The following is an 18,405-nucleotide window of genomic DNA, read 5'->3' as shown; positions in this document are numbered from 1 at the left end:
GCGGACCTCGGACGCGGAGAGCTTCTTGCCCGCGTCGGCGGCGGCGTTCGCCGCCTTCGGCTCGTCCTTCTGCCCCTCGGAGCCGTAACCGCAGGCGGTGAGCAGCAGGGGCAGCGCGGCGGTGGCGGCGATGACGCGGAGGGAGACGAGCGATCTGGCGGCAGACACGGACGTGTCCTTTCGGGGGATGGATTCGGGAAGCGGGTGCGGGAAACCGCGGCAGGGCGGCCGGACGACGGCCATCGGTACGCGTGCGGTATCCGCTCCGGGCCGTCAGCGGCGGGGTGCGGCGGAGGGCCGGGCAGCCGGACGGGCCCAGGGGACTACCGGGCCGGGGCGTCCACCGGGCGGGCCGCGCGGGCGGCGCCCCGGCGGCGCTGCGGCCGGGGGGCCGGGCGGCCGGTGAACGGGTCAGGCGGGCTGACAGATGGCGCTGGACGTACGGACCAGATCGATGTGCCGACGGGAGGTCAGGGGCAGGGCCAGGCCCGCCTGCTGCGGTGCGCGCAAGGTTGCCTCCCCTTATTCCTAGTTTCCCTACCTGGTTGGTAGGCATCTTGGCAGACCGGGAGACCGGCCCCAAGAGGCTGCCCACATGTCGGACGCCGATGTCTTACGATCCGAGAAGGGCCAGGTGGGACGGGGTGCTCAGGGGTTGGTCCAGGCGCCCGGGGCTTCGGCGAGGGCGGACACCTCGGCCGGCAGGTCGCGGGTGGCGACGTCGGCGAGGGAGACCCCGTCGAGGATTTCGCGTACATGGGCCCGCAGCGCGATCCACAGCGGCAGCAACGACTCGGCGGGACCGGTGTAGGAGAGGTCCGGCGGGCGGACGCCGCGCACCGAGACCAGCGGCCCGTCCACGACACGGATGACGTCCGCGATGCTGATGGCTCCGGCGGGCCTGGCCAGGCGGTAGCCCCCGTTGCCGCCGCGCTGGCTGAGGACGAGACCGCCCCGGCGCATGTCGTTGAGGATTCCCTCGAGGAACTTGTGCGGGATGTCCTGGGCGGCGGCGATGGCCTCGGCCTTCAGGGGGCCGTCCTCCTGGGACGCGGCGAGCTGCAGTGCGGCACGTACCGCGTAGTCCGCCCTGGCTGAGATCCGCATACGGGCATTATCCCGTACGGCCCGGGAGCGGGCGCCCCGCGCCTCAGCGGAAGGCCGCCGCCACCGCGCGGTGGGTGCCGTTGAGGTAGTGCTCGCCGATGGACCGCAGCCGGTGGACGGCCGGGCGCTGGGAGGTCAGGACGCGGGCGTTGCGCCAGAACCGGTCCAGGCCGGGGGCGTCGGCGAACTCCAGCACCCGGGCGGTGATGTGCAGGGCGGCCTTCGAGGTCACCGTCTCGGCCGTGGCCACCAGGGCGGCCACGCCGGCCGGTTCCTCCCCGTCGAGCCGGGCGCCGGCGTCGAGGGCCCGCGCCATCACCTCCGTGGCCCGCTCGACGACGGCGGTCGCCGTCTGGGCGGCGGAGGCCAGTTCCCCGTACGCCAGGAAGAGGTCCGGGTCCTCCCCGGGCAGCCGGTGGGCGCGCCCGCTCCTGCTGAGGTCGCGCGCTTCGACGAGGGCGCCTTCGGCGATCCCGAGGCCGACGTGGCACAGGGCGAGCCGCAGCGCCGGCTCGGCCAGCTCGGTGAAGGGCGTGGCCGACTCCTCGTCGTACGGCCGCCGGCCCAGCACCTGCCCGGGCGGGACGGCGACCCCGTCGAAGACGGCCTCGCCCGCTCCGGCGACGCGCTGGCCGAGCCGGTCGCGGGCCGGTTCGAAGGCCAGGCCCCGTGTGCCGGCCGGGATCCTTACCACCAGGACGTCACCCGTCGCGGAGCAGGCGGCGTCCACCACGAGCTGGTCGGCGACGGCCAGCGCGGTGTCCACGGGCCGGCGCCCGTCCAGGACGTAGCCCGAGGTACGCGGCCTCAGTCGCAGGCCCGGCCGGCCGGCCTCCTCCTCGGAGTCGGGGCCGTTCACGGCCCCGGTCCACAGCCACTGTTCGCGGACCGACTCCTCCTCCAGGGCCGTGGCGCGCGGGCCGGTCGCGTAGAAGCGGCCGCTCCAGGTGTGGACGTAGTGCCGGGCGAGCAGCTCGCCCACCGAGCCGTCCGCCGTGGCGATCTCCCGGATGACGGCGCACCCGGTGCGCCAGTCCGCCCCGCGGTCCGGGCGGGGCGGGGTGAGGGCGGCCGGCAGGCCGGCCTCGCGCAGCCGGGCCGTCTCGTCGGCCGGCGGCCTGCCCGCCTGGTCGCGGGCGATGGCGTCCGCGGCGAGGTCGTCCGCCACGTCGCGGGCGGTGCGCAGCAGCGCACGGCGCCGTGCGTCGGAAGGAACGGCGGTGGTCATGTCGGCTGCTCCGGGACGTTGTCGGGTGGCGCCGGGCCGGCGCGGGGGAGTGCGCGGGAAGGAAGACGGCGCCCTATCCCCACTTTTCCCATCGGATTGATAGGAATACTTGCCCGGGTGCGGTCTCCCGGCAAGGGGCTGACCGTATGGTGGACCACGCGATCTTGGCCTACGAGACGACGCAGGTCAGCGCGGTGGTGTTCCGCTTGAGGGTGACCCGCAGTACCGCGCGAGCCCCCGTCAGACGCCGTACGGCCGAGGTGAGTTCACCTGGATGCCCACCGTCGCGGACCTGCGGCGCAGCCCGGGGAACCAGCCATCCGGGCCGCACCGCCGGACATGCTCCCCCTGCTTCCGGTTCGGGCGGAACGTCCCCGTCCGGGCTCGGCGATCAGCAAAACATACCGCTTCCGCTCTTCTTGCCGCCGGGCGGCCGGGTGGCGGGCAGTCTCGGCCAGTCTCCCCGGCACCCCTTGCGCCGCCGGGGAGGAATCGTGGTGAACTGGTCGAGCCGTAACCGATCAGGTGCGTGAGCATCACTGTGAGATCGGGCCAGGGTCGAAGAGCACCGCCGCAGCGCACACCACCAGGTGCGCGCCGACGGACGGGTGCGCCCCGGGTGACCGCCGGTCAGATGCCCGCCCCGCGCCTGACGTCCCCACGCCTCGAACCGTGAACGGAGCGATCGTGCACCACGGCCCCGACACCGCCGGACCCGACGCAACCCCCGAACCCCCCGAACCCTTCTACGAGGAAGTGGCCGTCACCGGTGGAGCCGGTTTCGTCGGCCGCCACCTCGTCACCGCGCTCAGCCTGCTGTCCCGCAAGGTCACCGTCGTCGACCACGCGCCCCTTCCCCCGGGCCTCGCCGACCTCCCCGGCGTCCGCCACATCCGCGCCGACCTGCGCGACTACGGCGAGACCCTGCTGGCGCTGCAGGCCGCCGACGCCGTCTTCCACCTGGCGGGCAACGCCAGCGGCACCGAGTCGGTGGCCGACCCTCGCCGCGACTTCCAGCTCAACGCCCTCGGCACCTGCAACGTCGGCACCGCCTGCCTGGAACTGGGCGTCGGCCGCCTCGTCTACCTCTCCTCCGCCATCGTCTACGGAACCCCGCTCCAGAGCCCGATCCGCGAGGACCACCCCACCCAGCCCTTCCTGCCGTACGGGGCCTCGAAGCTGTCGGGCGAACTGACCCTGCGCAGCCTGCACGCCACGGCCGGGCTGCCCGTGGTCATCGGCCGGTCCTTCGTCGTCTACGGCCCCGGCGAGGACCCGCGCCGGGCCGGCGGGGAGGTCTCGCAGTTCCTGCGCTGGCACCTCAACGAGCAGCCCATCCCCGTCGTCGGGGACATCGACCGCAAGCGCCGCGACTTCATCCACGTCGAAGACCTGTGCCGGGCCCTGGTGACCCTGGCCGCCCGCGGCGCCGACGGCGAGACCTACAACCTGGGCACCGGCACCGCCGTCTCGATGCGCGAGCTGGCCGACGCGGTCGGCGCGGCCACCGGACGCCCGGCGCTGCTGGACGCCGACACCTCCAGCCTGGCCGACAGCTTCACCCTCCTCGCCGACGTCAGCCGGCTGCGGGGGCTGGGCTTCTCCCCGCGCGTCACCCTCGCCGAGGGACTGGCGGGCCTGGCCGGACTGCTCGGCCCCTTCCCCGAGATCCCCTCCGCCCGGGCGGTGTTCCGGCGTGAGCCCCCCGCCCGCCGCCGGCTCACGCCGGCCGCCGCCCTCGGGGCCCGTGAGGAGGCACCGACGTGCTAGCCGTCGACGGAGGTACCCCGCTGCTCGCCGGCCACGAGCCCGCCCCCTGGCCGCAGATCGCCGACGCCGACCGCAAGGCCGTACTCGACGCGCTCGACCAGGCGACCCCCTGGCACTGGCCCATGCGTACGGTGACCGAGCTGGAGGAGGCATGGGCCGAGTTCACCGGCATGCCCTACGTCCTCGCCGCCAACTCCGGTACCGCGGCCCTCCACATGGCGATCGCGGCCGCCGGGGTGGAACCGGGCGACGAGGTCCTCGTACCGGCCGACACCTTCCTCGCCTCCGCCTCCTGCGTCCTCCAGGCCAACGCCATCCCGGTGTTCGTCGACACCGACCGCGACACCTTCAACATCGACCCGGCCCTGGTCGAGGAGCGGATCACCGACCGCACCCGCGCCATCGTCGCCGTGGACCTCAACGGGCTCCCCGCCGACCACGACGCCCTGCGGGCCATCGCGGACCGCCACGGACTGGTCCTCATCGAGGACGCCTCCCAGGCCCACGGCGCCGAGTACCGGGGCCGCCCGGTCGGATCCCTCGGCACCATGAGCGGTGCCAGCCTCAACGGGTCCAAGACCCTTTCGGCCCTCGGCGAGGGCGGCCTGTTCGCCACCCGCGACGAGGAGCAGCACCGGCTGGCGCGGCGCGTGCTGATGTTCGGCGAGGAACTCCCGGGCCAGAGCCGCGACTACAACGCCCGCATCATGGGCTGGAACTACCGCATCGACGTCCTCGCCGCCGCCTTCGCCCGCTCCCAGCTCACCCGGCTGTCGCAGATGTCCCTCGTCCGGCAGGCCAACGGCGCGGCGCTCACCCGGGCGCTGGCGGGCGTGCCCGGCATCCGCACCCCGGCCGTCCCCGAGGACCGCACGCACGTCTACTTCTTCTATCCGCTGCTGGTCATGCCCGAGGAACTCGGACTCGACGGCCTCCCCGTCGCCGCCTTCCGCGACGCCCTCGCCCAGGCCGTCAGCGCCGAGGGGCTGGGCATCATGCGCTGGCAGCCGCAGCCGGTACCCGGCCAGACGCTGTTCCGGGAACTGCGCGGCTACGGCCGTGGCTGCCCCTGGAGCTGCGGACACGCCAGCCCCGGCCACACCTACGATCCCGCCCAGTACCCCGTCAGCGAGGACATCTGCCTGCGCCGCCTGGTGCTCGGGCAGAGCTTCAGCTCCTTCGGGCCGCCCAACGACGTACGGACCATGCGGCGCTATGCCGATGTGCTGTACAAGGTCCTTGTCGAGGAGCGCCAGGCGCTGATCGCCCTGACCCGGCGGACGGCGGATACGGCGAGCTGACCCTCAGGACGCAGGAAGAACGCAGGAAGAACGCGGGAACGAACGACAAGGGGACGGACGCAGATGCGCAACGAGCCCGGGGCCCTGGGCCGGCGGACGGCAGGGGCCACCCGTGACCGGGGCCGCGATCCGCGGACGATGCGGCTGGCGGTCTGCGCGGTCTTCTTCGTCACCGGAGCCGCGTTCGCGACCTGGGCGGCCCGGGTCCCCGCCGTGCAGGAGCGGCTGGGGCTGTCCGCCGGGGAACTGGCCGTGGCCCTCGTCGGGCTGAGCGGGGGCGCGTTCCTCGGGCTCCCGCTGGTCGGCGGTCTGGTGGCCCGGTACGGCAGCCGTACGGTCCTGTGCCTGGGCATGGCCGCCTACCTCGGCGCCCTCGTCAGCCTGCCCCTCGTCCCGGACCTCGCCGTGCTGACGGCCGCGCTGGCCGTGTTCGCCTGCGGCAACACGGCCGTCGACGTCGCCATGAACACCCAGGGCGTCCTCGTCGAACGGGCCTACGGGCGGCCGGTGCTGGGCGGCTTCCACGCCATGTTCAGCCTCGGGGGCATCGCCGGCGCCACGGCGGGGGGCCTGGCGGCCTCCGCCGGGGTCGGCGTCCGGACGCACTTCAGGGTGGCGGCCCTCGTCCTGCTGGTGGTGGCGGGGGCCGCGGCCACCGCCCTGGCTCCCGACCCGCCGCGGGCCGCCGCGGCGGCCGCCCGCAAGGACCCCCTGTTCGCCCTGCCCGGACCGGGGCTGTGGGTCCCCGGGCTGGTGGCGTTCTGCGCGCTGATGGGGGAAGGGGTGGTGAACGACTGGGGGGCGGTGTACCTGAAGGAGGAGACCGGCGCCTCAGCGGGCGCGGCCGGCCTGGGGTACGCCGTCTTCTCCGCGGGCATGGTCCTCGGCCGCCTCACCGCCGACCGGCTGCGGACCCGCCTCGGCACCGTCCGCTTCACGCTCCTGTGCGCGGCGCTGGCCGGCGCCGGAGCCCTCGTCCCCATCCTCGACGCGACCACCGCGGCCGGGTTCGTCGGCTACGCCCTGCTGGGGCTGGGACTGGCCGCGGTCATCCCGCTCGTCTTCGCCCACGCCGCCGCCCTGTGGCCCGAGCGGACCGGCTCCTCCCTCGCCGCCGTCTCGGCGGTGGGGTACGTCGGCTTCCTCGCGGGGCCGCCGGTCATCGGGGCGCTCGCGGAGGCATCGAGCCTGCGCTGGGCGATGCTGGTCCTGCCCGCGCTGATGGCGGCGATGGCGGTCCTGGCGACCCGCCTCCGCCGCCCCTGACGTCCCTTCCCCGGCGGCTACTCCACCGTGGCCCAGTCCAGGGTCCGCTCCACCGCCTTCTTCCAGCCCGCGTAACCCTCCGCACGCTGCTCCTCGGACCACTGGGGCTGCCAGCGCTTGGACTCCTGCCAGTGGGTGCGCAGTTCGTCGGTGTCCCGCCAGAAGCCAGTCGCCAGGCCGGCGGCGTAGGCGGCGCCCAGCGCGGTCGTCTCGGCCACGACCGGACGGCTGACGGGGACGCCCAGGACATCGGCCTGGATCTGCATGCACAGGTCGTTGGCCGTGACACCGCCGTCCACCTTGAGCACGTCCAGATGGACCCCGGAGTCCTGCTCCATGGCCTCCACCACATCGCGGCTCTGGTAGCAGATGGCCTCCAGCGTCGCCCGGGCCAGGTGGCCGTTGTCGTGGTAGCGGGCCAGCCCGACGATCGCGCCGCGGGCGTCGGAGCGCCAGTACGGGGCGAACAGGCCGGAGAAGGCGGGCACGAAGTAGATGCCGCCGCTGTCCTCGACGGTGGAGGCCAGGCGTTCGGTCTCGGCGGCATCGCTGATGATCTTCAGCTGGTCGCGCAGCCACTGCACCGCGGAACCGGTGACGGCGATGGAGCCCTCCAGGGCGTAGACCGCCGGCTGGCCCGCGAACTGGTAGGCCACCGTGGTCAGGAGGCCGTGCTGGGAGCGGACCAGTTCCGTACCCGTGTTGAGTACCAGGAAGTTGCCGGTGCCGTAGGTGTTCTTCGCCTCGCCCGGGGCGTAGCAGACCTGGCCGACGGTGGCCGCCTGCTGGTCGCCGAGCACCCCGGTGATGGGGATGGCGGCCCGCAGCGGCCGGGAGGTGCGGGCCTGCCCGAACGCCTCGGGGTGGGAGGAGGGGTGGATGGCCGGCAGCATCGCCCGGGGCACGCCGAAGAAGCCCAGGAGCTCCTCGTCCCAGTCGAGGGTCTCCAGGTCCATGAGCATGGTGCGGCTGGCGTTGGTGACGTCGGTGGCGTGGATGCCGCCGTCGGGGCCGCCGGTGAGGTTCCACAGGACCCAGCAGTCCGTGTTGCCGAAGAGGGCGTGGCCCTGCTCGGCGGCCTCGCGGACCCCCTCGACGTTCTCCAGGATCCACTGGATCTTGCCGCCGGAGAAGTACGTCGCCGGCGGCAGCCCGGCCTTGCGCCGGATGACGTCGCCCTGGCCCGAGCGGTCCAGCGCCGCGGCGATGGAGTCGGTCCGAGTGTCCTGCCAGACGATGGCGTTGTAGTAGGGGCGGCCGGTGCGCGGGTCCCAGACGACGGTCGTCTCCCGCTGGTTGGTGATGCCGATGGCCGCCAGATCGGTCGCGGAAAGGTTTCCGTGCCGCAGGGCGTTCTGGATCACGGAGTTGGTGCGCTCCCAGATCTCGACCGGGTCGTGCTCGACCCACCCCGAGCGGGGCAGGATCTGCGAGTGCTCCAGCTGGTGCCGGGCCACCTCGTTGCCCGCATGGTCGAAGATCATGAAACGGGTGCTGGTGGTGCCCTGGTCCACTGCGCCGACGAAGTCAGCCATGGGGTTGCCGCCTCTCTCGGGTGCGTGCTGCGGGTCGGATCAGCTCTCGTCCGGGGCCGGCACGCGTCCGGGCGGCTCGGGCTCGGCGGTCGGCAGGAACCGGCCGATGAAGAACTTGTACAGACCCGCTCCCAGCAGACCGCCGATCAGCGGACCGACGATCGGCACCCAGAAGTAGAAGTTCCCGTACTGGTCGCGCCAGGCGCCGCCGTATCCCGTGAGGAAGCTCGCCAGCCGGGGACCGAAGTCACGCGCCGGGTTGATGGCATAGCCCGCGTCGGTGCCCCAGGCCATGCCGATCGCCACCACGATGAGGCCGACGATGAACGGGCCCAGGTTGGCGCCGGGGGGAGTGTTCAGCAGGTCCGTGACCGCCAGGATCAGCAGCAGGAGGATCGCGGTGCCGATGATCTGGTCGCGCAGCGCTCCCCACTCGGTGACCGGCAGGTTCGGATTGCCGTTGGCCGGCAGCGTGGAGAACACGCCCTGCGTCTTGATGGTGTGCGTGGGATCGAACTTCGCCAGCGCCTCGCAGTAGTTCCACCGCACGATGAGGGCGGCCACGAAGGCGCCGGCCGTCTGGGCCAGCGCGTACGGGGCGACGCGGCTCCACGGGAACCCCTTGAAGGCCGCCAGCGCGACGGTCACGGCGGGGTTCAGATGCGCGCCGCTCAGCCGGGCGGCGACGTAGACGCCGAGGGTGACGCCGAGGCCCCAGGCCCAGGCGATGCTGTCGTGGTTGCCCAGTCCCCCCGGTGGAGTGGTGAGGCCGCCGCCGGCGACCACCTGGGCCACCACGCCGACACCGAAGAGGATGAGAATCATGGTCCCGGCGAACTCCGCCGAGAGCTCGCCGATCAGCCCTGACTTCTTGAGCCGCTCAGCCATGGGTGCCCGCTTCCCGCCGGCCACAGACCGGCCGTCGACTGCCCCGAGTCCTCTGCGGCCATCGTAAGACGGGTCGCGGCATCGGGCGCGGGGAGGCGTTGGAGCCATCGCGGAGGAGCCCCCGTGATCTTCGTACGTTCCGCCAGTGCGACGTCCCGCGCACGGCACAGGAGACTCTCCTCGAAGGCCGCGGCTCGTCATGGGAGCCGACGCCACAAATCGAGGGGGAACCACGATGAGTGGTCAGTTGTACGACGGCATCGGGGAAGCGTTCGAGGGCTTCAAGACCCTGCCGGTCATCCGCTACGGCGAGGTGCCGAGCTTCCTCGCCCTGGTCGGGGACGTCACCGGCAAGTCCGTGCTCGACATCGCCTGCGGTACCGGGTTCTACAGCCGCGAGCTCAGGCGGCGCGGCGCGTCCCGGGTCCTCGGGTTCGACATCTCCGGCGCCATGGTCGACGCGGCCTTCGCGATCGAACGGGCCGAGCCCCTGGGCATCGACTACGAGGTCGCCGACACGGCCACCCTGCGGGAGTTCGGCGAGCCCTTCGACGTCGCCATCGCCGTGCAGGCGTTCAACTACGCGGCCGATGTCGCCGAGATCGAGCGGATGATGCACCGCATCCGCCGCAGCGTGGTACCCGGCGGTGCCTTCTTCCTGTTCGTGATGGACCCGGCGTTCGACTTCGAGGGCCCGTCGCTGGAGAAGTACGGGTTCCTGTGCGAGGCGACCGGCAAGGACAACGAGATCGGGCGGGGCATCCGCCTCACCGCCCTGCTGGACCCGCCGGTGTCCTTCGAGGCCGTCGTCCCGTCGAAGGAGACGTACGAACGCACCCTGGAGGCCGCCGGGTTCACCGGCGTCGAGTGGGTCCCGCTGGAGATCGCCCGGGCCGGGGTGGAGAAGTTCGGCGAGGAGTTCTGGGCGGACCACGCCTCGAACCCGCCGCTGACGATGATCCGCTGCACCGCCTGACGCCTGGACGGCAGAGGGGCGTACGGGGGCGGGGCCGCCACGGCCCCGCCCCCGTCGGCTAACCCGCGGCGCGCAGCCGGGTGGCGGCCGCCTCGGCCTCGCGCACCACCCGCGCCGTGTCCACGTCGACCAGCCGGCCCCCGAGCTTCAGGGGCCGGCCGTCCACGAACACCGCCTCGATGTTCTCGGGGCGCCCGTTGAACACGATCTGCCCAGTCCAGTCGAAGCGGGGCGCGAAGTTGAGGGCGGCCGGATCGATGACCAGCAGGTCGGCCCGCTTGCCGGGGGTCAGGGAGCCTACCCGGTCGGCGAGGCCGAGGACCTCGGCCCCGCCCAGGGTGGCCATCCGCAGCACGTCCCGCACCTGCGGGAAGACCGTGGCGTCGGTGGTACGGGCACGTTGCAGGCCGACGGCCGTCTTCATCAGCGCGTGGAAGTCGGAGGTGTCGTCGGTCCCGCCGTCCAGGCCGAGCCCGACCTTGACCCCCCTGCGTCCGAGGTCGGACAGCCGCATGATGCCGGAGGCCAGCCGCATGTTGCTGAGCGGACAGTGGGCCAGCCGTACGTCGTGTTCGGCGACGGCGGCGATCTCCGCGTCCGAGAGGTGCACCGCGTGGTTCATCAGGAGCCGGGGACCCAGGGCGCCGATGTCCGCGAGCACGCCGACGGGATCGTCGGCCCGCATCTCGGGGCGTTCCAGCACATGGGAGTTGAGCATCACCCCCAGCTCCTGGGCGGTCTCCCAGTGGGCGCGGTTGGCGGACTCGGCGGCCCGCGCCGCGTGCGTGGCGATCTGGAAGGAGCCGAGCGGCACCGGGTCGACGAGCTCCCGCTTCACCTTCGCGGCCAGCGCCCCGTCGGGGGCCGGGGGGTACAGGGCGTACGTGAACCGCAGCCCGGTGCCCGCCAGAGCCCGTACGTAGCTCTCGACGAGGTCGTACGAGAAGATGTCCACCCAGTCCACGAGCGTGGTCACGCCCGACTGCACGGCATCGAGGGCGGCGAGCCGTACGAAGCTGTGGAGGGCCTCGGGGGTCAGCAGGCCGCGCTGCGGGTCGGTGCACGCCCGGAACCAGCCGAAGAGGTCCCGGTCGGTGCAGCCGCCGCGGATCATCGCCTGCCAGAGGTGGTTGTGGGTGTCGACGAACCCCGGCATGACCAGCTTGCCCGAGGCGTCCACCACCCAGGAGCCGGCCGGCGCCGCGAGCGCCGGGCCGACGGCGGCGACGGCACCCCCGCGCATCAGGACGTCGGCGTTCTCCACGGCGCCGAGGGGGCCGCTGCCGAGGGCGGGGTCCATGGTGAGGACCAGGGAGGCGCTGCGGAGCAGGATCGTCCGGCCTCCGGCCTGGACCGGTGGCCGCGCGGGCTGGTCCAGGCCGGCGGGGCGGGGTGCGGAGCCGAGGAGGAGCGGGGCGGTGGCCGCCAGACCGAGCCCGGCGAGCAGGCCGCGGCGGGTGGGGGCCGCGGGGGCGGTGGGGGTGGACTGCATGGCGTGTTACCTCCCGAGAGCTGTGAACGGAAGGCCCGCCCGGGCGGGACGCTGACGGGACGTCGGGCCGGGGCGGGAGAGCACCCGCAGCATTCCCAGCCGGTGGCCATTCGATAGGCGTCAGCGGAAAAGTTTTTCCGAAGTGACTGCATGTCAGCCCGCTTGCGTTCCCGGTGGGGGCGTTGTGACGGGCGGGGTCGAGGGGGCTACGGGCGGGTGCGGTACGTGCCACGGCGCCCGCGCCGCCGGGCCGGGCGGCCGTCGCGATCCGGCGGGTGCGTGACGCGGCGGCCGCCGCCCGTCGCCGCCGGCCGCCGGAGCGGGTCCGGTATGGCCTGTTTGGGCTGGTTCCTGCGGGAAAGGTGCAGCATGCGGTGGCGGGCCGCCGGGACGGCGGCGCGGGCCGCGGACGAGCGGGTGCCGCACGACGAGGCGTGCCGGGCTCCTGGCGTCGCGCCCCCGGACGGGCGCGGGCGGGCCCGGCGCGGGCGGCGCCCGTCAGAGAGGAGCCGTCGTGGAAGTCTCCGGCCGCAACGCAGCGGAATCCGGTCTCCCCCCGAAGGTGCCTGCCCCGCCGGCGCCCCCCGCGGCCACCGCGGATCCGGGCGCGCTCGGGCTCGCGGCCTTCGCGATGACCACGTTCGTCCTGAGCTGGTTCAACGCCGGCCTGATCAACCGCTCGGTCGAGGCCGTCGTGCTGCCCCTCGCCCTCTTCTACGGGGGCATCGTCCAGCTCCTCGCCGGCATGTGGGAGTTCCGGCGCGGCAACACCTTCGCCGCGACGGCGTTCGCCTCCTTCGGGGGCTTCTGGCTGGCCTACTGGGCCTTCGCCCGCAGCGTGGTCCCGCACCTGCTGCGCGTCCCCCAGCTCTACCAGGCGACCGGCCTGTTCCTGCTGGCCTGGACCATCTTCACGGTGTACATGACGGTCGCCGCGGCGCGCACGACCGGGGCGGTCCTCGGGGTGTTCGTCACGCTGAGCCTGACCTTCCTGCTGCTGACCGTCGCGGCCTTCACCCAGTCCGACGGCTGGGCCCGGGCCGGCGGCTGGGTGGGGCTGCTGACCGCCCTGATCGCCTGGTACGCCTCGTTCGCCACCGTCACGAACAGCACGTTCCGGCGCACCGTACTGCCGGTATGGCCGCTCGGCGGCCCTGTCGCCGCCGGGCCGGAACAGGGGCCGTGACTCCCGCGGCGCCGCCGGAGGAGTGAGGAGTGGCCATGAGCGACCAGACCCTGTCCAACCTGTCCCACGAAGAGCGCCGCTTCCCGCCGCCGCCGGACCTCGCCGCCGCCGCCAACGTCACGGAGGACACCCTGCGCGCGGCGGCGCACGACCGGCTCGCCTTCTGGGAGACCCAGGCGCGCGCGCTCGACTGGGCCGAACCGTGGACCCAGGTACTCGACTGGTCGGACGCGCCGTTCGCCCGCTGGTTCACGGGCGGCCGCCTCAACGTCGCCTTCAACTGCGTGGACCGGCACGTCGCCGAGGGCCACGGCGACCGGGTCGCGTTCCACTGGGAGGGCGAGCCCGGCGACACCCGGACGATCACCTACGCGCAGCTCCAGGACGAGGTCTGCCGGGCTGCCAACGCCCTCACCGAGCTGGGGGTCCGGGAGGGCGACCGGGTCGCGATCTACATGCCGATGATCCCGGAGACGGCCGTCGCCATGCTCGCCTGCGCCCGGATCGGGGCGCCGCACACCGTCGTCTTCGGCGGCTTCTCCGCCGACGCCCTGCGCGGGCGCATCCTCGACTGCGACGCCCGCGTGGTGATCACCGCCGACGGCGGCTACCGCAAGGGCGCCCCCGCCGCGCTGAAACCCGCCGTCGACAGCGCCGTGGCCGGCTGCCCCGAGGTACGCAGCGTGCTCGTGGTGCGGCGTACGGGCCAGGACGTGCCCTTCACGGAGGGCCGGGACGTGTGGTGGCACGAGCTCGTGGACCGCCAGTCCCCGCACCACGAGCCACAGCCCTTCGACGCCGAGCACCCGCTGTACATCATGTACACCTCGGGGACCACCGCGAAGCCCAAGGGCATCCTGCACACCTCCGGCGGCTACCTGACCCAGGTCGCCTGGACGCACTGGGCCGTCTTCGACCTCAAACCCGAACGGGACGTGTTCTGGACCGCCGCCGACATCGGCTGGGTGACCGGCCACTCGTACATCGTCTACGGCCCCCTCGCCAACGGCGCCACCTCGGTCATGTACGAGGGCACCCCCGACACCCCGCACCAGGGCCGCTGGTGGGAGATCATCGAGAAGTACCGGGTCAGCCTGCTCTACTGCGCGCCGACCGCCATCCGGACCTTCATGAAGTGGGGCGAGGAGATCCCCGCCGCCTTCGACCTGACCAGCCTGCGGATCATCGGCTCGGTCGGCGAGCCGATCAACCCCGAGGCGTGGATCTGGTACCGGCGCGTCATCGGCGGCGACCGCTGCCCGGTGGTGGACACCTGGTGGCAGACGGAGACCGGGGCGCAGATGCTCAGCCCGCTGCCGGGACTCAGCGTGTGCAAGCCCGGCTCGGCGCTAGGCCCGCTGCCCGGCATCGCCGCGGACGTGGTCGACGACCACGGGGACCCGGTGCCGAACGGGGGCGGCGGCTACCTGGTGCTCACCGAACCGTGGCCGGCGATGCTGCGCACCATCTGGGGCGACCGGCAGCGCTATCTGGACACCTACTGGTCGCGGTTCCCGGGCCGGTACTTCGCCGGGGACGGCGCGAAGAAGGACGAGGACGGTGACATCTGGCTCCTCGGCCGGGTCGACGATGTGATGAACATCTCCGGGCACCGGATCTCCACCACGGAGGTCGAGTCCGCACTCGTCTCGCACCCCAAGGTGGCCGAGGCGGCGGTCGTCGGCGCGGCGGACCCGACGACCGGCCAGGGCATCGTCGCGTTCGTCATCCTGCGCGCCGGCGCGACCGACGGCAGCGAGGACGCTGGCGGTGACGGGGGCCGGGCCATCGCCGACGAACTGCGGGCCCACGTGGGACGGGAGATCGGCCCCATCGCCCGGCCCCGGGAGATCCTGGTGGTGCCCGAGCTGCCGAAAACCCGCTCCGGGAAGATCATGCGCCGCCTGCTGCGCGACGTCGCCGACCACCGCAGCCTCGGTGACGTCACCACCCTCACCGACAGCTCCGTCATGGACGTCATCAAGGGCCGGCTCCCCGCGGCACAGGGCGACGCCGAGGAGCAGTGACCCGAAACGTGGTTGGACCGGGAGCCCGCGCCGGGTAACGTCAGCACGGACTGTTCACCGTCGCGGACCAACCGTGCGCCGTGAACCGGGACAACACGAGAAACGAGAGATTTTGCCGAAAGTATCCAAGGGCATCGAGGTCGAGGGCACCGTTGTCGAGTGCCTGCGCAACGCGAACTTCAAGGTGCAGCTGCAGAACGGGCACCAGGCGCTCGTGCACATCAGCGGGAAGATCCGCAAGAACTACATCAAGATCCTCCCCGAGGACCGGGTGCTCGTCGAACTGAGCCCCTACGACCTCACCCGCGGCCGGATCATCTACCGGTACCGCTGAGCGGCCGACTCCAGGGCGGGACTGGAGCACGGGCCGGCGGTCGGCGAAGATGAGGGAGCCGACCCCGGCCGAGTGAGGAGCCTAGTCCCAGATGCCCAGTTCCGGTTCCGCCGGTGTCCCCCGCAGGAGGCCGCCGACCATCGCCGATGTCGCCCGGGCCGCCTCGGTGTCACCGACCACCGTCTCCCACGCCCTGAACGGGCTGGGCAAGGTGGACCCCCGGACCCGCGAACGCATCAAGCAGACCGCCGCCGAACTCGGTTACCGGCCCAACCTGCGCGCCCAGCGGCTGCGCAACGGCCAGGCCAAGGCCATCGCCCTCGCCTCCTCGATGCCCTTCGCCGTGGCCGCCGGACCCTCCCGGCTCGGCTTCTACATGGAGATCGCCGCCGCCGCGGCCGAACGGGCGATGCTGCACGGCTACGCCCTGGTCCTCGTACCGCCCGTCCAGACCGGATCCCCGCTGCACTCCCTCGACATCGACGGCGCCGTCGTGGTCGAGCCCGGCGAGGACGACCCGGCCGTCGCGCAGCTGCGCGAGCGCGGGCTGCCGTACGTGGCGCTCGGCCGCGAGGTGGCCCGGCCGGAGGCCCCCTTCGTGGACCTGCGCGGTGCCACTGTCACCGGCCTGCTGCTGGAGCACCTGCGCGAGCAGGGCGCCCGCCGGCCGGCGCTCCTCATCGGCGCAGGCGCCCGCCACTCCTCCGTCGACGCCCGCGCCGCCTACGAACGGGCCGCCGCCGAAGGCGGCTGGGAACCGCTGGTCGTGACCGCCCCGGAGGAGGGCGGCGAACAGGCCGGCTACGACGCCTGCGCCGCACTGCTGGCCGCGCACCCCGACACGGACGCCGTCTGCGCCCTCGTCGACGTCTTCGCGGTGGGCGCCGTCCGCGCGATCCGCGACAGCGGCCGGCGCGTCCCCGAGGACGTGCTCGTGGCGACCCGCTACGACGGGCCGCGCGCCCGCACCTGCGACCCCCCGCTCACCGCCGTCGACCTGCACCTGGACCGCGCGGCCGCCGACGCCGTGGAACTGCTCCTCTCCCGGCTGGGCCCCGGCCACGCCCCCGCCGCGCAGAGCCCCGCGGCAGCGCCGGCGCCCGAGCCGCGCGTCATCGCGCGGGCCTCCTCGCTGCGCGTCAACCGGCCAGGATGAGCACCACTCCGGAGACCAGCGCGAACACCAGCACCAGCGGGCGCATCCGCGCGGCGTCGATGCGGTGGTGCGCCAGCCGGCTCAGCCACGCCCCCGCGGCCAGCGCGGGCAACAGCGCGGCGGCCCAGCCCAGTTGAGCCGTGGTGCCCTGACCCGTCGCCAGGAGCAGCGTCAGGGAGACCACCTCGCCGACCAGGAAGCACAGGGCCACCGTGGACCGCAGCTCCGCGGGCGGGCGGTGCTGGTAGACCAGGGCCAGCGGCGGACCGCCCACCCCGGTCGCGGTCTCGGTGAGGCCCGTCACCAGCCCCGCCCCCAGGTAGGCGGCCCGGCCGGGGACGAAGGCCGGCGCCGCCAGGCTCACCGCCGCCGCCAGTACGGTCGCCGTCCCCACGACGAGGCCCAGCCGCTGCCCGGGCACGGCCCACAGCAGCAGCAGCCCGCCGGGGGTCGCCACGAGCCGGGCCGCCGAGATCCAGCCGGCACCCCGCAGGTCCACCGCGTGCCGCTCGCGCCAGACGACGTACACGTTGAGCGGGATCATCGACGCGAGGACGAACACCGGGAGCAGCGAAGGGTCCAGCAGACCCGCCACCGGCGCCACGACCAGCGCGAACCCGAGCCCGCTGGTCCCCTGGACGAACGCGGCGCCCGCCACGACCAGCGCGAGCACCGCCACCGTCACCGCGCTCACCGGACGCCGCTCCGGGCCCGCGCGGCCGTGGAGGTGGGGTGGGCCCGCGTCACCCCGGCCCGCGCGACCACCTGATCGGCCAGCTCGGCCGCCCGCTCCAGCAGCGGGCGGTGGTCCCAGCCGACCGGCCGGCCCCGCCACATCCGCAGCCGGCCGGCCACGAACACGGCGGTGATCTGGTCGCGGTTGCCGCGCCGCACCAGCTCCCAGGGCAGGTCCCGTGAGGTCCGCATCTCCGGCCCGCCCACATCGACGAGCAGGAAGTCGGCGGCCGCCCCGGCGGCGATCCGGCCGGTGAGCGCCCCGAGGCCGACGGCGTCGGCGCCGCCCGGGCCCCCGCGTTCCAGCCAGGACCAGCCCGCGCCGCAGGAGGAGTCCCCGGTGGCCAGGCCGTAGACCAGGCGCTGGGCGAACTCGGCGGCGTCCACCAGACGGAAGGCGTCCCCGCGGGTGCCGTCCGTGCCCAGGCCGAAGCGGATCCCGCGTTCGGCCATGGTGGTGGCCGGTGCCACGGCGTTGCCCTTCCACGCGCTGGCGACGGGGTTGTAGCTCACCGCCGCGCCCGAGTCGGCGAGCAGGGTGAGCTCGGCGGGCGTGACCAGGGTGGCGTGGGCGGCCAGCAGCTGCGGTCCCAGGGCGCCGACCGCGTCCAGGTACTCCAGCGGGCGCAGACCGTGCCGGACGAGGGAGCGTTCCACGGCGGCGAGGTGCTCGTTGACGTGGATCTGGACGACGGCTCCCGCTTCGGCGGCCAGCCGGGCGGTGCCGCGCAGGGTCCGCTCCGTGGCGGCCTCGGGGACGGACACCGCCAGGGACGGGTGGACCAGTTCGGCGCCCTCGTACCGGGCGAGGTGCTTCTCGGCGGCGGCCAGGACCTCGCGCGGGCTTCCCGCCCCCGCGGCGTCCGAGGCGTCGGGGAGGTCGTTGCAGACGAGTCCCAGCACGCAGCGGATCCCGGCGTCGGCGGCGGCCGAGGCCACCACCCCGGCGTCCACCGGGGCCCGGGTCCCGGCCTCCGCGACGGTGGTGAACCCGCCCCGCAGGGATTCCAGTGCCGACAACTTGGCGGCGATGTAGGCCGATTCCTCGTCCAGGGCCCCCTCCAGGGGGACCCAGACGCGGCGGAAGATCTCCGACGGTTCACCGAAGGCGAGGGCCGAGCCGAAGCTCTGCGTCAGGTGGTGGTGCGCGTCGACGAACCCCGGCATCAGCAGGTGCCCGGGCAGCCGGACCGGCTCCAGGTGCGGATGCTCCCGCTCCAGCCGGGCGGCCGGTCCGACGTCGCTGAAGGTGCCGCCGGCGACGACGGCCGCGTATCCCTCCTGCGGCCCCTCGGGGGTCATCACCGCGGCCGGACACAGGAGTTGGACCCCTCCGGTCAGGTGGTGGGGGCCCAGCGGGCCGTCGGGGGTGGTGTCGTGTCTCATCAGGAGGGTGCTCATCTC

At 73.7% G+C, this 18,405-nt stretch carries 16 protein-coding genes; 8 read left to right on the top strand and 8 right to left on the bottom strand.

Annotated elements, in window-relative coordinates:
- Positions 1 to 411 precede the first annotated feature (411 nt).
- The 3 genes from ABZ716_RS14900 to ABZ716_RS14890 all read right to left on the bottom strand — a co-directional run bounded on the left by ABZ716_RS14900 (position 412) and on the right by ABZ716_RS14890 (position 2,335).
- Entirely contained in the window at positions 412 to 510 is a 99-nt protein-coding gene (locus ABZ716_RS14900; RefSeq protein WP_351890405.1) for a putative leader peptide, read from the bottom strand.
- A gap of 138 nt (positions 511 to 648) precedes the next feature.
- Positions 649 to 1,107 (bottom strand): Rrf2 family transcriptional regulator, encoded by a 459-nt coding sequence (locus tag ABZ716_RS14895; RefSeq protein ID WP_358810691.1) that lies wholly within the window; start codon positions 1,105 to 1,107, stop codon positions 649 to 651.
- A 43-nt stretch (positions 1,108 to 1,150) separates the two neighbouring features.
- Positions 1,151 to 2,335: an acyl-CoA dehydrogenase gene (locus tag ABZ716_RS14890; RefSeq protein WP_358959136.1), complete on the bottom strand. Its 1,185-nt coding sequence runs from the start codon at positions 2,333 to 2,335 to the stop codon at positions 1,151 to 1,153.
- Positions 2,336 to 3,007: 672 nt separating this feature from the next.
- Here ABZ716_RS14890 and ABZ716_RS14885 point away from each other — a divergent pair.
- The 3 genes from ABZ716_RS14885 to ABZ716_RS14875 all read left to right on the top strand — a co-directional run bounded on the left by ABZ716_RS14885 (position 3,008) and on the right by ABZ716_RS14875 (position 6,672).
- Positions 3,008 to 4,105, top strand: coding sequence for an NAD-dependent epimerase/dehydratase family protein (locus ABZ716_RS14885; RefSeq protein WP_358810693.1), 1,098 nt, complete (start codon positions 3,008 to 3,010; stop codon positions 4,103 to 4,105).
- The gene (locus ABZ716_RS14880) at positions 4,099 to 5,406 is read left to right on the top strand and encodes a DegT/DnrJ/EryC1/StrS family aminotransferase (RefSeq protein WP_358810694.1); all 1,308 of its coding nucleotides are present in this window, start codon (positions 4,099 to 4,101) and stop codon (positions 5,404 to 5,406) included. The genes ABZ716_RS14885 and ABZ716_RS14880 overlap by 7 nt, the downstream gene beginning before the upstream one ends.
- A 63-nt stretch (positions 5,407 to 5,469) precedes the next feature.
- Positions 5,470 to 6,672, top strand: coding sequence for an MFS transporter (locus ABZ716_RS14875; protein WP_358959133.1), 1,203 nt, complete (start codon positions 5,470 to 5,472; stop codon positions 6,670 to 6,672).
- Between the two features lie 17 nt (positions 6,673 to 6,689).
- Here ABZ716_RS14875 and glpK read toward each other — a convergent pair whose 3' ends face one another.
- Together glpK and ABZ716_RS14865 are read right to left on the bottom strand one after the other, a co-directional pair.
- On the bottom strand, positions 6,690 to 8,207 hold the full coding sequence (gene glpK / locus ABZ716_RS14870) for a glycerol kinase GlpK (protein WP_351890421.1): 1,518 nt from the start codon (positions 8,205 to 8,207) through the stop codon (positions 6,690 to 6,692).
- A gap of 39 nt (positions 8,208 to 8,246) precedes the next feature.
- Positions 8,247 to 9,095, bottom strand: coding sequence for an MIP/aquaporin family protein (locus ABZ716_RS14865; RefSeq protein ID WP_358810696.1), 849 nt, complete (start codon positions 9,093 to 9,095; stop codon positions 8,247 to 8,249).
- A 235-nt stretch (positions 9,096 to 9,330) separates the two neighbouring features.
- Here ABZ716_RS14865 and ABZ716_RS14860 point away from each other — a divergent pair, with 235 nt between their 5' ends.
- A complete protein-coding gene (locus ABZ716_RS14860; protein WP_358959131.1) occupies positions 9,331 to 10,071 on the top strand; it encodes a class I SAM-dependent methyltransferase in 741 nt (246 codons plus the stop codon).
- Between the two features lie 58 nt (positions 10,072 to 10,129).
- On the opposite strand, the gene ABZ716_RS14855 is transcribed toward ABZ716_RS14860, so the two are convergent.
- Positions 10,130 to 11,563, bottom strand: a complete 1,434-nt coding sequence (locus tag ABZ716_RS14855; protein WP_358959129.1) for an amidohydrolase family protein — start codon at positions 11,561 to 11,563, stop codon at positions 10,130 to 10,132.
- 514 nt (positions 11,564 to 12,077) lie between these two features.
- Between ABZ716_RS14855 and ABZ716_RS14850 the strand changes: the two genes are divergently transcribed.
- The 4 genes from ABZ716_RS14850 (at position 12,078) to ABZ716_RS14835 (ending at position 16,266) form a co-directional block, all read left to right on the top strand.
- Positions 12,078 to 12,749 (top strand): acetate uptake transporter, encoded by a 672-nt coding sequence (locus tag ABZ716_RS14850; RefSeq protein ID WP_358959127.1) that lies wholly within the window; start codon positions 12,078 to 12,080, stop codon positions 12,747 to 12,749.
- 35 nt (positions 12,750 to 12,784) lie between these two features.
- Positions 12,785 to 14,776, top strand: a complete 1,992-nt coding sequence (acs, locus tag ABZ716_RS14845; protein WP_358959125.1) for an acetate--CoA ligase — start codon at positions 12,785 to 12,787, stop codon at positions 14,774 to 14,776.
- Positions 14,777 to 14,888: 112 nt separating this feature from the next.
- Positions 14,889 to 15,110: a translation initiation factor IF-1 gene (gene infA, locus ABZ716_RS14840; protein WP_351890435.1), complete on the top strand. Its 222-nt coding sequence runs from the start codon at positions 14,889 to 14,891 to the stop codon at positions 15,108 to 15,110.
- A 91-nt stretch (positions 15,111 to 15,201) separates the two neighbouring features.
- Complete coding sequence (locus ABZ716_RS14835) at positions 15,202 to 16,266, top strand: LacI family DNA-binding transcriptional regulator (protein ID WP_358959123.1); 1,065 nt, start codon at positions 15,202 to 15,204, stop codon at positions 16,264 to 16,266.
- Here ABZ716_RS14835 and ABZ716_RS14830 read toward each other — a convergent pair.
- A complete protein-coding gene (locus ABZ716_RS14830; RefSeq protein ID WP_358959121.1) occupies positions 16,250 to 16,960 on the bottom strand; it encodes a sulfite exporter TauE/SafE family protein in 711 nt (236 codons plus the stop codon). The two genes, ABZ716_RS14835 and ABZ716_RS14830, sit on opposite strands and share 17 nt — an antisense overlap.
- Complete coding sequence (locus tag ABZ716_RS14825) at positions 16,957 to 18,402, bottom strand: amidohydrolase family protein (protein ID WP_358959118.1); 1,446 nt, start codon at positions 18,400 to 18,402, stop codon at positions 16,957 to 16,959. The genes ABZ716_RS14830 and ABZ716_RS14825 overlap by 4 nt, the downstream gene beginning before the upstream one ends.
- Positions 18,403 to 18,405: the final 3 nt, after the last annotated feature.

Source organism: Streptomyces sp. NPDC006687 (genome assembly GCF_040636215.1).
In the GTDB taxonomy this organism is placed as follows: domain Bacteria; phylum Actinomycetota; class Actinomycetes; order Streptomycetales; family Streptomycetaceae; genus Streptomyces.
The sequence above is the reverse complement of the archived record's forward strand: the minus strand, read 5'-3'. Positions and strand labels throughout refer to the sequence as shown.

Coding starts and splice junctions, on each gene's coding strand:
- ABZ716_RS14895 (WP_358810691.1), bottom strand. CDS start 1,107: ATGCGGATCTCAGCCAGGGCGGACTACGCGGTACGTGCCGCACTGCAG.
- ABZ716_RS14890 (WP_358959136.1), bottom strand. CDS start 2,335: ATGACCACCGCCGTTCCTTCCGACGCACGGCGCCGTGCGCTGCTGCGC.
- ABZ716_RS14875 (WP_358959133.1), top strand. CDS start 5,470: ATGCGCAACGAGCCCGGGGCCCTGGGCCGGCGGACGGCAGGGGCCACC.
- glpK (WP_351890421.1), bottom strand. CDS start 8,207: ATGGCTGACTTCGTCGGCGCAGTGGACCAGGGCACCACCAGCACCCGT.
- ABZ716_RS14865 (WP_358810696.1), bottom strand. CDS start 9,095: ATGGCTGAGCGGCTCAAGAAGTCAGGGCTGATCGGCGAGCTCTCGGCG.
- ABZ716_RS14860 (WP_358959131.1), top strand. CDS start 9,331: ATGAGTGGTCAGTTGTACGACGGCATCGGGGAAGCGTTCGAGGGCTTC.
- ABZ716_RS14855 (WP_358959129.1), bottom strand. CDS start 11,563: ATGCAGTCCACCCCCACCGCCCCCGCGGCCCCCACCCGCCGCGGCCTG.
- acs (WP_358959125.1), top strand. CDS start 12,785: ATGAGCGACCAGACCCTGTCCAACCTGTCCCACGAAGAGCGCCGCTTC.
- ABZ716_RS14835 (WP_358959123.1), top strand. CDS start 15,202: ATGCCCAGTTCCGGTTCCGCCGGTGTCCCCCGCAGGAGGCCGCCGACC.
- ABZ716_RS14825 (WP_358959118.1), bottom strand. CDS start 18,402: ATGAGCACCCTCCTGATGAGACACGACACCACCCCCGACGGCCCGCTG.